Below are 13,461 nucleotides of genomic sequence, written 5' to 3' on the forward strand. Positions count from 1 at the left end.
TCTTGGGTGGCCGGATTTTTTATTTTCGATGCTGAGTATTCAAAACGGAGTTACTCACTATCATTATGACAAGATTGGTCTGGCAATCTCAGTACTGGTAGCTATGGGTTTATCTTCGTTGTTTTTTATAGAGGTTTGGCGAAGTGCTCGCAGCTAACAAGGCAATTAAAAATCGCCCACAAAAGGCGTGGTGGGCTGGACTCGCTAGCGCTCGCCCTTTATTGCGGCGTTATGTTGCAAGGAAGATATGGACATAGGTTTACGAAGTGAATTGGCTTTTTCAATTGGAGAAAAGCAAACTCCAACGATGCAGAGCGTGGATATTTGGTTAGGCTCTGTTTTGATCACTTACTTTGACAATACCGCGTATTTGCCTGCATTTGTAAACGCTCTGAGACGTGAGTTGGCAAATATTGAGAAAGGCGAAGTTGCCAGCGGATATACATTTTTTAATCTTGGTCCCACAACTGATGATGCAGTAGCTAGGGCTAAAATCATCGAAGATAAAATTGAGGTAAGTTGTGTTCTAAACAACGGAAATGTGGTCAAAGTCATCCTGTTTGTTGAGAACACAATTTCCGCTTATAAGGAATGCATTCGTGTTTTGGCAACATAACAAGGCGCTGTTGTCGCCACTATCTTGGCTGGGACGGCTTACGCTGCGCTCCAGCCGCCCCAAAGCTTTGCGTTAATCCCATAGAAATTTTAATCCGAAACTCAATAATTAGAGTTGGGAATCTAACACGCTTTTGTCCAAAAGCGAGTTGCCTGAGTATGATACTTTATTACTCTTCCACAATTGCACCTTTATCGGCCAAAGGATACACTGCGCCTCCGCGAAATAATGGCATACGCTTTGTACCGCCTTTTAAAATGAGTTTGATTGAGAATTGGTTGCTATGGCTCTTGCCCCACACGCTGTACATCGTTTATATGAATATCGCAAATCCATTTCGACTAAACCCTTTGGCGCTCGCGGTAAAAAACTCATCCGCTGCCCTTTGTGTTTATTAGGCGAGCAATTTTGCACCTGCTCACTGCGACGGCATTTAACCACTCAGGCTAGCTTTCTGCTTATCATGTATAACGATGAGGTCCTTAAGCCAACAAATAGTGGCCGTTTGATTGCAGATCTTATCCCCGATACCCACGCGTTTCTTTGGTCGCGCACCGATCCTGCACCAGAGTTAATTGCACTTTTAAGCAGCGACCATTATCAGCCGTTTTTAGTGTTTCCGGCACAATATGCGGACCAAGGCCAAACCGTTTTAAGCCAAGTCCCTATGGCTACGCTTGCCAAAGGTAAACGTCCCTTGCTGATTATGCTCGATGGCAGTTGGCGAGAAGCCATTAAGATGTTTCGTAAGAGTCCTTATTTGCAGGGCTTGCCTATCTTGTCTTTTGATCCTGATACGTTAGCCACTTACGCACTACGTAAGGGGAGTCACGATTTTCAACTGGGAACGGCAGAAGTCGCTTCACTTGCATTGGCTGCGATGGGAGAAGATGCAAATGGTAAAGCATTAACGGCATGGTTCGACCTGTTTGTCGAGTCATCATTACTGGGGCGCAATCGTCGCTGCCGTGAAGATATTCTCCCGATTAGTGATTTTACCAATGCCTTTGAAGTGGCTTATACCGCTGCGACGCTCTAGCAATGTCATTAAAGAAAAATCCCCTCGAGGGAGGGGATTACAAAGCTTAATCAGATGGTTGACCCGATAGATTAAACGGCGACTTCTTTTCCATCGAGTTTACGGATCACCACAGTGGCAGCACGTGGGCGAAGCACAACACCTGTCGGTGTGACTTCTGCGGCATTGTTTGAATAAGGCCAGTTACCTGGATGCTGAATGTTAGCAAATACCGTTTTGTAATCAGGGCTTATAGCAAAACCTGTAACTTCACAGTCGTTTGGACCAACGAAAAAGCGTTTTAATTCCATCTGGTTTTTGGCTGTCACACTGGTTTGTTTATTGGCACTATCAAGCAGTGTCGAAGGGACAATCGCCAGCATTTGATCGTTTGTTTCTTCTGCGACTTCTTCAGCGCCATTATCGGTTTGTACCCATAAAATACCACGCTTATCAAAGGCAAGACCATCTGGGCTAGCAAACTGGTTTAGATCCGTTAAGCCGGAGAGGTTTGTTTCAGCATTACCATCACTTGGTGAGCCAAAGACAAAAATATCCCAGGTAAATTCAGTTTCTTTATCAGCTTCATCCCAACGAATAATATGCCCAAAGTTATTTTTTAGTCTTGGGTTTGCAGGGTTGGCTTCGGTACGTTTCGAGTTATTCGTCAGTGTTAAATACACTGAACCGGTGAACGGATCGACCGCGCACCATTCTGGGCGATCCATTGGGGTCGCACCCAGTAAATCTGCTGCACCCGCCGTATTAAGGATAATATCAGCAAGACTTGCAAAGCTATTACCTAAGGTTTTACCGTCGGTCGTTTGACTATCTAAAGTCAATGGCAACCAAGCGCCACCCCCGTTTTCATTAAACTTAGCAACATATAATGTACCTTCATTCATATACTTATCACCGATTTCGAGGCGATTGCTGCTGTTGGCATCCTGAGGGTTCCAAGGCGCTGCCGACACGAATTTGTAGAGGTACTCAAAACGCGCATCATGGCCAGAGTAAAATACTACGGGTTGACCTTCACTCAACTTACCGAATGTACAGCCTTCGTGGCGAAAGCGCCCTAAGGCTGTGCGCTTAATTGCTCGCGATGTAGGATTGTATGGGTCAATTTCCACGATATAGCCATGGCCGTTGGCTTCATTACGATAATCATCCTGAGCGCTAACTCCCTTAGGTGTCACATCAAAGCGGCTAAACTCATCAAGGCGCTCTTCATCTTGACCAGCAAGATCATCCCAACCATAACGGCTTGACGTTTTACTGATCCCGATTCGAATTTGATCGCGGGTGAGGGTGCCACGGTTTACGAAATACTCAGGCCAATTTTCCTCACATGTGAGGTAAGTCCCCCAAGGCGTATAACCATTGCCGCAGTTATTTAAAGTGCCGCGTGCTTGACTGCCATCGGGAGAATAACGAGTTTCAAGCAGTGGAGAATAGGCGAGAGGTCCAGAGATATCCATCACTGTCGCGCCGGTAAAGCGGCGATTATGTTTGTCGTTATACACAACTTCCCATTGATTATTCGTCAGTTTAATTCTGACAACAGACACACCGTGGGCATTAATTTCCTTACGCACTTCATCGACAATGGTGCGTAAACCAGTCGTTGCATCGACCGTTGGGCCATTAGGATGTAAGGCTATTTCATCAATATATTCATGGTTAATACACAATAAACCGTCATCACCTGCTTGGTTCAGCGGGAAGAAATGCATGCCATCGTGGTGCATACCCACTGAGTTTGCTTGGTCATCTGCAGTATTGCTGCCATCGGCTTTCCATGGTGAAGCTTTAGCATTTAATGGCGTTCCCCATGGCGCAAGTACTTGAGCGCTATAACCTTCAGGAACGACTACAGCATTTAAGCGTGCACCTTTGACTGAGGTAAAGTTAAGCTTAGCGCTACTTTTGGTTGGGGGTAATGGTGGCACAGGATCTACTGGGGTAGAAGAACTGTCAGAACCACATCCAGTCAACCCCATGCCAGCAAAGGCAGTCATAGCTCCAAGACCTAATCCACTTTTGACAAAATTACGACGAGATAAATGTTTATCCAACACTTGATTAAAAGGTTCGTTATTACTTTTATTATAGCGTGTAGGATCAAAGGTGGCCTTGCTCATATTTTACTCCAGCTAGTACGAAGAATGAGATTTCGTGGCTAAGCCTAAAGTATCAATATGACACTAAAGCTGAGTTTATATGACAGTAATACTGCAATTTACATCTTTAACGCTTATTAAAATGAACCTGACTTAGAAAATGCCTCCTGAATTACTGTTATTAATTAAGTAAAATTTGGATATTAATCTTCTTTCGGTTTTAGATAATGGCGTAAGGAGCGCGGATCAGTATGCCCTGTGCGAGCCATGATGTACAATATATCTTTATTATTTTCATGTAGTTGTGTCACACACCCACTTCGTAAACTATGGGCACCATAATATTGCGCGGGCAATCCAGCTTGTAGACAGTATTGTTTAATGATCCGATAAATATCATCTCCATTTAAGAAACCACTATTTCGGCTAAATGTAGATTTGGGCTTACTATTATCGTTTACGTGATACGGTCTTAATGTCTTGCCATCACGGGAAATAGATCGAAATAAATGCCCATCGGTGATCTGACTTTCATTTAACCATGATTTTACTGCATGATAAGCCGCAAAAGGTTCTGAATCGGGTAAACTCTTCCACTCTTTCAACCCTTGCTGATTACTTTTAGAAAAGGGCAGACGCACTTTTAATTTATCCCGCATAAAACTTAAATAATGCACCTTCAAATTGGCTAATTCGGAGCGGCGAAATCCCCCCTGTAAACCGAGCTGAATGATGGCCTTGTCTCTTAGACGAAGTAGGGGATGGGGCTGCTGATCTACAGCTTGGATCAATAATTCAACTTCATCATACATTATGGGTTGCTGATCATAATCTTGAACTAGACGCTGATGATTACGACTCAAACCGCGCATGACTCTAATCACCAGCGGATGCTCAGTAGGTGTCGGAAAACCTGCTTGAATATGGTAGAAACGAATGGCGGCAATCCGTGTAGTTAAAGTTTGTTTGGAAAGCTGCATCCCAGTGCTGGCTTGCAGTAATTCTTTTTGATGACCGATAAATGAAATAATGCTGCGCGGATCGGCTGGTAAAGATTGCAGATTGTGTTCGAGGCAATACTGTTCAAAAAAACTAAAGCTAATTCGATATACACGGCGAGTATTGTTGGATATTTCATACTCAGTTTCGGAAGCTGCATTATAAAAGTCAGCATGCACCGATTGAGGTAGTGAAATTTCTTCAAAAAATGTCTTATCACCTTGAGTAAATGGCTTTGTTAAATTCGCGCTTATACCCACCGCCTGATGAGGATGACTGTCATCCGTGCGATAAATTTGAATCGATTTTGACATTAATGTTATTTCACTGCTGATAAAACTGGCTAAATTATACGGAAATAGTCGCCATGACTACCAGTGATAAACGTCATTATCACTGGTAGAAGGACTGTTTGAATTTAAAATAACCAAATTGGTTATAAATAAAACAATTGATGAAGTGATAGGTTAAGAAGCGTGAAATCTCTTATATTGTCTAAATATAACCATCGGCAGCCCTTTAGAATAACTCCGCTTAAATATTAGCCAGTCGCACTGGCGCAATCCAAATTTTGCCGATAAAACACTCAACCTGAATTTTTATGTTTACTACAATAGTGTGGTGATATCAGTCTACTTTTAAATTATGGTTAAACCATTTTATTGGTGTTTAAAAATAACTAGAGAGGGGGAAAAATGTTTGCATATTCTGTATTGGTTAGAATTTAGCCTCACAAAAACACGGGATTAGCCATCACTATCTAAATGAAGCAGATCCTTTTCTCCTCATATTTACTTCAATGAAAAGCCATTGCAAAAAACTCCAGATAAAATGGTGTAACCATTCTTTTGTATTTCAGCATTTATCGCTATCATGTTGCCTACCAAGAACTATGATTTTCTACATAAATGATGACAACCTATTTTTGGGAATACCACCATGCCGCACCGACCGCAGGGCGAAAATTATTGTTATTAGATAAAGCGGAATTAGTATTCGCCCTACCATTAATTTATCGCATGGTTCACCCCGATGTTGTAGGGGAGAAGGCCGAATGGTTTAACTTATTAGCGCAAACATCTACGAGTTACACTGAATTAATCGCTAACTTAAATGTGCTAGTTCAATTGCGTAAAAAAAATCAAAATGTTGATCTTCAATTGCAACTGATTAATCGAATGCTGAATCAGTATTTTAGTGATTTAGGATGGCGCACGGTTCGCAAAGAACTTTCACAAATTAAAAAGCGTCAGAAGAAGTCGCATATTGAAGTGAGCAAGGATATTATTTTACGGTTAAAGCGCTATATGGAACTTGAACGTTTAGACAGTTTTGATCAAGCCATCGATACGTTATTATCTGAGCATGCCGCAGCCGTTTTTATCGCGAATGAAGAACAATCTGCCGACTAATATTCATTTGAGTTAACAACTTTAGGTTTTAAATCGTCGTAACGTGACTTCCTGATAATGTGACGTAAACTAAAGAGAACTAAGAGCGGTAGCCTACGTTGTTTGATGGGGGATTAATCGCAAAAAATTTACCAATGCTTCTTACAGGGAAAACCTATGCCAATGCCAAAAAAGCTATCAGTACTTTGCCGAGTTGAGCCTGGTTGTCTTGGACCTGATGGTCGCGAACATATTGAAGCTTTTTGCAACTTAGCACAGCAAGCAATGAAGCATTTTGCTGTCGACTTAGTGACGTGGACCTTAGTGCCTCGTTACGATAAAACTTTACCTGAAATGGAATATAGTATAGATAACAAATGGTTATCTCGTCCTCAGGTTTCTATATATTTCAATACATTAGGTCAAGACCTCGACACATTTGAAGAAGTTTTTAATGATAAGCTCACCGCATTTATCAATTTATATTTAGCCAGAAAGTCATAGTAACTAGGTTTACGGCACTCACTATTTCCTCAGTCTTAGACCTTTTCTTGTTGAAGTGTAGGGTAAAAGGGTATCTCTATGTCTTATTCAGCGTCTCAGCCTGACGAAGGCTCAGCTTTAATCTCACGATTACAGCAACAATTTGGTTTTTCAGAATTTAGACCGGGCCAAGGTGAGGTTATCACTCAGCTTTTAGCGGGCCAATCGAGCCTGGCTATATTTCCAACGGGCTCAGGAAAATCACTCTGCTATCAATTTACCGCGCTGCAGCTTCCCCATTTAACCTTAGTGGTTTCCCCTTTGTTGGCCTTGATTAAAGATCAATTGAATTTCTTACAACAGAAGGGCATTAAAGCGGCAAGTATCGACTCTACTTTAACGTCAGAACAGACCCAACAGGTCATGCGAGAGGCGCGTTCAGGCCAGTTGAAATTGTTGATGGTGTCAGTTGAACGCTTCAAAAATGAACGTTTTCGGCAGTTTATTCAATCTATTCCACTATCAATGCTGGTTGTGGATGAAGCCCACTGTATCTCCGAATGGGGGCATAATTTTCGTCCCGATTATTTGAAATTACCCGATTATTGCCGTGAGTTATCGATTCCATTAGTGCTGTTACTAACCGCTACCGCAACGCGAAAAGTCAAACAGGATATGGCGATTCGTTTCGATATAAAGCCACAACACATTGTGCAAACAGGTTTTTATCGGTCAAATCTTGATTTAACAGTGCTACCAGTTGCCAGTGAAAATAAATTACGAATACTCAAGCAACAACTACAAAGCTTTGATGGTGCGGGGATTGTCTATGTGACGTTGCAGCATACTGCGGAAGAAGTTGCATCACAACTTTGTAGCATGGGCTTTGTAGCTCAGGCTTACCATGCGGGGTTTGATGATGATAAACGTCAGCAAATTCAGCATGATTTTATGCTAGGTCAGACTCAAATCGTCGTTGCAACCATCGCCTTTGGCATGGGGATTGATAAAAGCAATATCCGTTTTGTGATCCACTATGACTTACCTAAATCCATCGAAAACTACTGCCAAGAAATTGGTCGCGCAGGGCGTGATGGGCAGCTTTCCCATTGCGTTACCTTAGCCAATTTAGATGGGATCAACACTGTAGAAAACTTTGTGTATGGCGACACACCGGAGCTAGCAAGTATTGCCACCGTGATTGACAGCATTCGCCAAGGAACCCAAGCTAATCGTTGGGAAGTGCAACTGAATCAGTTAGCCAATCAGAGTAATATTAGATTGTTGCCACTTAAGACTCTTCTAGTACAGCTTGAACTTCAGGGCGTGATCAAACCGCTTTATGCCTACTACGCTGATGTTCAATATCGATTTCTCCAACCTCAAGCGCACGTATTAAGTCAGTTTTCACCTGAGCGACAGGCATTTTTAACCCAGATATTTACACACACCCAGATGAAACGTGTTTGGGGAAGTTTAGATTTTAATGCGCTTTATCAGGCCACGGGAGCTGAACGTAACCGCGTATTGGCGGCCTTAGAATACCTTGCAAGTCAGCAACTCATTGAATTAGAAACCAAGCAAATTACCGATGTATATCAGGTGGAAACAGTCAAATTGTCTACGCCCACATTAGCAGAATATCTCTATCACTATTTTGCTGATAAGGAAGCCAAAGAAGTGGCACGGATTGCCCAGTTAGTGCGATTTTTTGAGCTAACAACTTGCTTAAATTATAATTTAGCGCGCTATTTTGACGATAATGCCGCCCCTAAATCCTGCGGTCATTGCAGTGTTTGTCGCGGTCAAGTGGCCAAACTCACGTATTCCAACACCCCCATTTGGCCAGAAGATCAGCGTATTAGCGCCGATCTTAACGAACTTAACCAACTCGTCAGCAGCAAGGGGCTTGCGTTACTTTCCCTTGAAACCCAATGCCGCTTTTTAGCGGGAATGAGTCTTCCCATCTTCACCCGCTTACAAGTGCGCAAACTTGCAGGTTTTGGTCGCTGCGAAAATTTAAGGTATGCCGAAATAAAGCAAAAATTACAAAACTTACTTTAAAGCAAAAAGATATTTTAAAGGCATATCCTAAGATATGCCTTTAAAACGTTGAATTTAAAAACTCACATTTACCAACCTAGATACACTTTGCAGGTTTAGGCAATCCCGCGATTTTTGTCGCCTGTTTAGCTGGGCCTACAGGGAACAGTGTATAGAGGTATTTGGAGTTGCCTTTTTCGGGCCCAAGTGTTTGGCCAATGGCTTTGACTAATACGCGAATCGCTGGGCTGGTTTTATATTCCAGATAAAAATCTCTAACAAAGTTAATGACTTCCCAATGGGCGCTTGTTAGTTCAATATTTTCTTCTTGGGCTAGCATCGGCGCCATATCGGGGTGCCAGTCGGCGATATTTTTTAAATAACCTTGATGGTCGCGCTCGATGCCGACACCGTTAAACATAAGCGGATTTACCACGTGATCACCTTATCATGCAAGAGAGATTGCGCCACAAACTCGTTGTAATCAATCTGATTAATATTTTTAAGACGCTCGCCTAAGCCACGGGCGACTACATCGTCTTTAAGTACCATCACCTTAAAGGGTGAAAGTGCCATTGCCCATTGACGCAACAGTAGGGCATTCACGCCATCACTCGAGAGTAAAATCGCATCTTCTTTACAGGCATAACGTAGGCAAAGCTTAAGGGCATTGTCTCGGCTGGGCGAGGTTTGAATATGATGTAAAATCATTAGAATACTAAGACCTCATCGACCACCTTTAAATGAGCAGAAATCGCTTCATCATTTAAGATTGTCACCGGTATGGATAATAAACCATGGCTTAATCCATAGTCACCTAAGGACTGTTTACAGGCAAAAACCGCTTCAATATCATAGAGGGGTAAGGCTTTCAGTGTCGCAAGATAATCTTTTCCACCAATCAGTTCAGGCTGTTGATCTTTAAGAAGGTGCAATACACCTTCATCAATAAAGACGACACTCACTTCTTGTTCAAAACTCGCACTTAGCAAAGCAAGATCTAAAGCTTCACGGCCTTTTGTGGTGCCGTGGGGCGCACTTCGAAACAATATACAGATTTTTTTCATAGGATTTCCGAAGCTTAAAAGCAGATCAACCGATCGGCTGATTCAATACCCGTGACCAGTTCACCCAGTCCACCCATAATGAACGAACTTTCGACATTCCAATGGCTTAGACCGTTTTCTTGTGCTTCCAGCTGTGACACTATGCCACGTCTAAGCGCGGCCGATACACAGTTTACCAATGACACTTGGTGCTGCGCGGCCAGTTGTTTCCACCCCATGATGACATCATATTCGTCGGATGCTGGTAAGTTAAAGTCAGTAGAGTTATACACGCCATCCTGATAGAAAAAGACACAGACAACGTCATGTCCGCTTTGAAGCGTGGCTTGGGTGAAACGTAGGGCATTCACACTTGCCGACGAACCATAGGCTGGCCCGTTTACTTGGATAATAAATTTGCTCATCATAAAAAAAATGGCCCTATAAGTAGGGCCATTTTAGCGTAAGTTTCCCTAAAAAGGGATCAATCATCGTTACCAATACCGAGCAAATGCAAAATGGCAATGAACAGGTTTAAAAAGTCCAAGTACAAGGAGATAGTTGCACGGATGTAATTAGTCTCACCACCATTTACGATACGGCTAGTATCGAACAGAATAAAGCCAGTCATCAACAATGCCAGGCCTGCGTTAATTGCCATAAATGCGACGCTGTTACCGACAAAAATATTAATAATGGCGGCAGCAATCACTACTATCAGTCCTGCAAATAAGAAACCACGCATAAAAGAGAAATCCTTCTTGGTGGTGACGGCATAGGCTGACAGAGCAATAAAAATAACAGATGTTAAACCAAGTGCTTGCATGATCAACTCGGAGCCATTTGTCATTCCTGCGTAATGGTTAAGCATATAGCCTAATGAGGCGCCTTCCATTCCCGTAAAGGCAAACACCCAGAAAATGCCTGCGGCTGAATCGGCTTTCCTGAGCGTGACAAAAAGCAGCACTAAACCACCGATAGATAAACCAAGTGACATCAGCGGGCTGATATTAAGCGCCATCGCTAAACCTGCACATAATGCGGAGAAGGCGAGGGTCATGGCCAATAATAAATAGGTATTTTTAAGAAGTTTGTTCACTTCTAAAGTTGTTGCACTCGTTGAGTACAGGGTTTGCTGAGTCATATCTTGCTCCATTTCGCTTTTCATCCAAACTGTTCATTTTGATTTTTAACGGTGACAAGAGTTCCCGTTAATATCGCAAATCCAGTAAACCTAAGTGAATACTACCTAAAACCGTGGTTTGCTTAAAGGATTCCTACCACAAATAACAAGTTGTAAATCCTTATTCTTGTATTCATCCACGACGCAACCTTCTTTCTTTACAATAGTGCAACACAGCGACTTTAAAATAAGCTTAATCTGACCACAATACATCAATTAAGCTAGCCATTCGCGATGCAGTTTATCCGTATCCCCTAAGTAATCGAGCACCCAAGCAAGAGCGGGTGACATTTTGTCAGCATTCCAAGCAAGACAACAAGGGCTTGTCAGTTTGGGGTTTTCAAGCTGCTTCTCAACCAGTGCGCCAGCTTTAATAAACACACTGGCCAAATGCACAGGCATATAGCCGATACCAAGTCCTTCTCTAAAACAGTTAATAGCGCGGATCCAGTCAGGAACGACTAGCCTACGTTGGTTTTCCAGTAACCAAGTCATGCGTTTAGGAATTTCTCTGGAAGTATCTTCCAAACAAATGGAAGGAAATGGGCGCAGCTCTTCGTCGGTTAACGGTCTATCAATATTCGCTAAGGGATGGTTTTTACTGACTAAAAACGCCCACTCAATGTCGCCCATGTCTTTATACTGAAAGACACCACCGACAGGAATGGCTGTGGTGGCACCAATTGCAATATCACTGCGTCCAGTCGCGAGGGCTTCCCACACACCGTTAAACACTTCGATACGGATTATTAGCTCAATATCATGGAAATGACGGTAAAAGTCGGCGATCAATACGCTAATTCTATCGGCGCGCACAATGTTATCTAAGGCAATTGATAAGGTCGGTTGCCAACCGTTAGCAACGCGCTGAGTACCACGTTTCATTTCATCCATTTGTGTCAGCAAGTTTCTCGCTTGCTTAACAAAATGCTCTCCCGCGGGAGTTAAAGTCACACTACGATGGTGCCGTTCGAATAACACCACGCCAAGCTCTTCTTCGATTTGTTTAACGGCATAACTGACGGCGGAAGGGACCTTGTGCAACCGATTGGCGGCTGCAGTAAAACTTCCCACTCGGGCCACAATATCAATGAGTTCTAACGCTTGTTCCGAGAGCATAGCTGACATCCATTGTGATGAAAATAATTGATAGCATCTGTCAAAAATAAACGTTTCCAATAAAATTAACAAGTATTTAGACTGCACGCCTTTAGGCTTTTGACATGATTATTTTATGAAAACATCAAGTAACATCTTTGTAAATATTAAGTTTTTTATATTCTTACTTTATTTAGCTCTCTTAAGCATGTTGGGCTTTATTGCCACCGACATGTATTTACCTGCTTTCAAAGCAATTGAAAGTTCGTTCAATTCTTCACCCTCACAAGTGGCGATGTCGTTGACCTGTTTCCTTGCAGGCTTGGCACTTGGGCAACTTATCTATGGGCCTTTAGTCAGCAAACTGGGCAAGCGTTACGCTCTGATCATTGGGTTGGCACTTTTTGCTTTATCGAGTGTAGCCATCGCCAATAGTGACTCGGTAACGATGTTAAATATTGCCCGCTTTTTCCAAGCCATTGGTGCCTGCAGTGCTGGCGTAATTTGGCAAGCTATCGTTGTAGAACAATATGATGCAGAAAAAGCACAGGGGATCTTCAGCAATATTATGCCGTTAGTTGCATTGTCACCCGCGTTAGCACCGATCCTAGGCGCTTATATTCTGAACGAATTTGGATGGCGTGCAATATTTATCTCATTGTGTGTGATTGCTTTTTTACTCGTTGTGATGACCTTGTACTTTGTGCCAGGTAAATCAAAACACCAAGATACTAAGCCTAGTGCTGTTTCCTATGGGCAAATTTTGAAAAATACCCGCTATTTAGGCAATGTGGTGATTTTTGGTGCGTGTTCAGGTGCATTTTTTGCCTACCTGACCGTATGGCCTATTGTGATGGAGCAGCATGGTTATCAAGCAACTGAAATTGGCCTCAGCTTTATCCCACAAACCATTATGTTTATTGTCGGCGGTTATGCGAGTAAGTTATTGATAAAACGCATTGGAGCAGATAAAACCCTTAACGTATTGTTGTCTATTTTTGGGATTTGTGTTGTCTCGATCGTGTTATTTACCTTGCTATTTAAAGCAACAACAATTTTCCCACTACTCATTTCATTCTCAATCTTAGCGGCGGCGAACGGAGCTATTTATCCGATAGTGGTGAATAGTGCCTTGCAGCAATTTACCCAGCATGCTTCTAAAGCTGCGGGGTTACAAAACTTTTTGCAGATCACCATCGCTTTCGGCGCTTCAAGTTTAGTTGCCATGTGGGCTAATTCTGGTGAAGTAGCCATAGGTTGGGGCATTCTATGCTGTTCACTGCTGGTTATCCTAGGTTATGTACTTAAAACTGAACAGACATGGGGAGATTTTGCTCATCACTTTACTGCACCAGACCCTGCTCGAGTAGGAATCGCTACAGATGCGAAGCAAAATCAAGCAGATTGAATGTAATACGAACAGTTAGCGCATAATTATCAGTTAGTGCTTTACAGTCAGTA

The 13,461-nt window shown here is 42.6% G+C and carries 14 protein-coding genes; 6 read left to right on the forward strand and 8 right to left on the reverse strand.

Annotation, left to right across the window (positions count from 1 at the left end):
- Positions 1 to 247: 247 nt before the first annotated feature.
- Both H9J30_RS20700 and H9J30_RS20705 read left to right on the forward strand, forming a co-directional pair.
- Positions 248 to 616: a hypothetical protein gene (locus H9J30_RS20700; RefSeq protein ID WP_240132709.1), complete on the forward strand. Its 369-nt coding sequence runs from the start codon at positions 248 to 250 to the stop codon at positions 614 to 616.
- Between the two features lie 283 nt (positions 617 to 899).
- On the forward strand, positions 900 to 1,655 hold the full coding sequence (locus H9J30_RS20705; RefSeq protein ID WP_240132710.1) for a tRNA-uridine aminocarboxypropyltransferase: 756 nt from the start codon (positions 900 to 902) through the stop codon (positions 1,653 to 1,655).
- 71 nt (positions 1,656 to 1,726) lie between these two features.
- Here H9J30_RS20705 and H9J30_RS20710 read toward each other — a convergent pair whose 3' ends face one another.
- Both H9J30_RS20710 and H9J30_RS20715 read right to left on the reverse strand, forming a co-directional pair.
- Positions 1,727 to 3,778 carry a PhoX family protein gene (locus H9J30_RS20710; protein ID WP_240132711.1) on the reverse strand — a complete coding sequence of 684 codons (2,052 nt, stop codon included), beginning with the start codon at positions 3,776 to 3,778 and terminating at the stop codon, positions 1,727 to 1,729.
- 182 nt (positions 3,779 to 3,960) lie between these two features.
- Entirely contained in the window at positions 3,961 to 5,070 is a 1,110-nt protein-coding gene (locus H9J30_RS20715; protein WP_240132712.1) for a tyrosine-type recombinase/integrase, read from the reverse strand.
- Positions 5,071 to 5,667: 597 nt separating this feature from the next.
- Between H9J30_RS20715 and H9J30_RS20720 the strand changes: the two genes are divergently transcribed.
- The 3 genes from H9J30_RS20720 to H9J30_RS20730 all read left to right on the forward strand — a co-directional run bounded on the left by H9J30_RS20720 (position 5,668) and on the right by H9J30_RS20730 (position 8,694).
- Positions 5,668 to 6,168, forward strand: coding sequence for a hypothetical protein (locus H9J30_RS20720; protein WP_427915946.1), 501 nt, complete (start codon positions 5,668 to 5,670; stop codon positions 6,166 to 6,168).
- A gap of 156 nt (positions 6,169 to 6,324) precedes the next feature.
- Positions 6,325 to 6,651, forward strand: coding sequence for a hypothetical protein (locus H9J30_RS20725; protein ID WP_240132714.1), 327 nt, complete (start codon positions 6,325 to 6,327; stop codon positions 6,649 to 6,651).
- Positions 6,652 to 6,729: 78 nt separating this feature from the next.
- Positions 6,730 to 8,694, forward strand: coding sequence for a RecQ family ATP-dependent DNA helicase (locus tag H9J30_RS20730; protein ID WP_240132715.1), 1,965 nt, complete (start codon positions 6,730 to 6,732; stop codon positions 8,692 to 8,694).
- Between the two features lie 76 nt (positions 8,695 to 8,770).
- Here the strand turns inward: H9J30_RS20730 and H9J30_RS20735 are convergent, their stop codons facing one another.
- The 6 genes from H9J30_RS20735 to punR form a co-directional block, all read right to left on the reverse strand.
- Positions 8,771 to 9,109 carry a TusE/DsrC/DsvC family sulfur relay protein gene (locus tag H9J30_RS20735; protein WP_240132716.1) on the reverse strand — a complete coding sequence of 113 codons (339 nt, stop codon included), beginning with the start codon at positions 9,107 to 9,109 and terminating at the stop codon, positions 8,771 to 8,773.
- The gene (gene tusB / locus H9J30_RS20740) at positions 9,103 to 9,384 is read right to left on the reverse strand and encodes a sulfurtransferase complex subunit TusB (RefSeq protein ID WP_011072360.1); all 282 of its coding nucleotides are present in this window, start codon (positions 9,382 to 9,384) and stop codon (positions 9,103 to 9,105) included. The genes H9J30_RS20735 and tusB overlap by 7 nt, the downstream gene beginning before the upstream one ends.
- Positions 9,384 to 9,740 (reverse strand): sulfurtransferase complex subunit TusC, encoded by a 357-nt coding sequence (gene tusC, locus H9J30_RS20745; RefSeq protein WP_240132717.1) that lies wholly within the window; start codon positions 9,738 to 9,740, stop codon positions 9,384 to 9,386. The genes tusB and tusC overlap by 1 nt, the downstream gene beginning before the upstream one ends.
- Before the next feature lie 14 nt (positions 9,741 to 9,754).
- Entirely contained in the window at positions 9,755 to 10,144 is a 390-nt protein-coding gene (tusD, locus tag H9J30_RS20750; RefSeq protein ID WP_240132744.1) for a sulfurtransferase complex subunit TusD, read from the reverse strand.
- A gap of 59 nt (positions 10,145 to 10,203) precedes the next feature.
- The gene (locus tag H9J30_RS20755; RefSeq protein ID WP_240132745.1) at positions 10,204 to 10,863 is read right to left on the reverse strand and encodes a Bax inhibitor-1/YccA family protein; all 660 of its coding nucleotides are present in this window, start codon (positions 10,861 to 10,863) and stop codon (positions 10,204 to 10,206) included.
- A 255-nt stretch (positions 10,864 to 11,118) separates the two neighbouring features.
- A complete protein-coding gene (punR, locus tag H9J30_RS20760) occupies positions 11,119 to 12,021 on the reverse strand; it encodes a DNA-binding transcriptional activator PunR (RefSeq protein WP_240132718.1) in 903 nt (300 codons plus the stop codon).
- 115 nt (positions 12,022 to 12,136) lie between these two features.
- Here punR and punC point away from each other — a divergent pair, with 115 nt between their 5' ends.
- Positions 12,137 to 13,408, forward strand: coding sequence for a purine nucleoside transporter PunC (gene punC / locus H9J30_RS20765; protein ID WP_240132719.1), 1,272 nt, complete (start codon positions 12,137 to 12,139; stop codon positions 13,406 to 13,408).
- The last annotated feature ends 53 nt before the right edge of the window (positions 13,409 to 13,461 follow it).

This window comes from Shewanella cutis, assembly GCF_022410515.1.
GTDB classification, from domain to species: Bacteria; Pseudomonadota; Gammaproteobacteria; order Enterobacterales; family Shewanellaceae; genus Shewanella; species Shewanella cutis.

What these genes read in the sequence shown, in the direction of transcription:
- H9J30_RS20700 (WP_240132709.1), top strand. Translation starts at nt 248, where the DNA reads ATGGACATAGGTTTACGAAGTGAATTGGCTTTTTCAATTGGAGAAAAG.
- H9J30_RS20705 (WP_240132710.1), top strand. Translation starts at nt 900, where the DNA reads ATGGCTCTTGCCCCACACGCTGTACATCGTTTATATGAATATCGCAAA.
- H9J30_RS20710 (WP_240132711.1), bottom strand. Translation starts at nt 3,778, where the DNA reads ATGAGCAAGGCCACCTTTGATCCTACACGCTATAATAAAAGTAATAAC.
- H9J30_RS20715 (WP_240132712.1), bottom strand. Translation starts at nt 5,070, where the DNA reads ATGTCAAAATCGATTCAAATTTATCGCACGGATGACAGTCATCCTCAT.
- H9J30_RS20720 (WP_427915946.1), top strand. Translation starts at nt 5,668, where the DNA reads ATGACAACCTATTTTTGGGAATACCACCATGCCGCACCGACCGCAGGG.
- H9J30_RS20725 (WP_240132714.1), top strand. Translation starts at nt 6,325, where the DNA reads ATGCCAATGCCAAAAAAGCTATCAGTACTTTGCCGAGTTGAGCCTGGT.
- H9J30_RS20730 (WP_240132715.1), top strand. Translation starts at nt 6,730, where the DNA reads ATGTCTTATTCAGCGTCTCAGCCTGACGAAGGCTCAGCTTTAATCTCA.
- tusB (WP_011072360.1), bottom strand. Translation starts at nt 9,384, where the DNA reads ATGATTTTACATCATATTCAAACCTCGCCCAGCCGAGACAATGCCCTT.
- tusC (WP_240132717.1), bottom strand. Translation starts at nt 9,740, where the DNA reads ATGAAAAAAATCTGTATATTGTTTCGAAGTGCGCCCCACGGCACCACA.
- tusD (WP_240132744.1), bottom strand. Translation starts at nt 10,144, where the DNA reads ATGAGCAAATTTATTATCCAAGTAAACGGGCCAGCCTATGGTTCGTCG.
- H9J30_RS20755 (WP_240132745.1), bottom strand. Translation starts at nt 10,863, where the DNA reads ATGACTCAGCAAACCCTGTACTCAACGAGTGCAACAACTTTAGAAGTG.
- punR (WP_240132718.1), bottom strand. Translation starts at nt 12,021, where the DNA reads ATGCTCTCGGAACAAGCGTTAGAACTCATTGATATTGTGGCCCGAGTG.
- punC (WP_240132719.1), top strand. Translation starts at nt 12,137, where the DNA reads ATGAAAACATCAAGTAACATCTTTGTAAATATTAAGTTTTTTATATTC.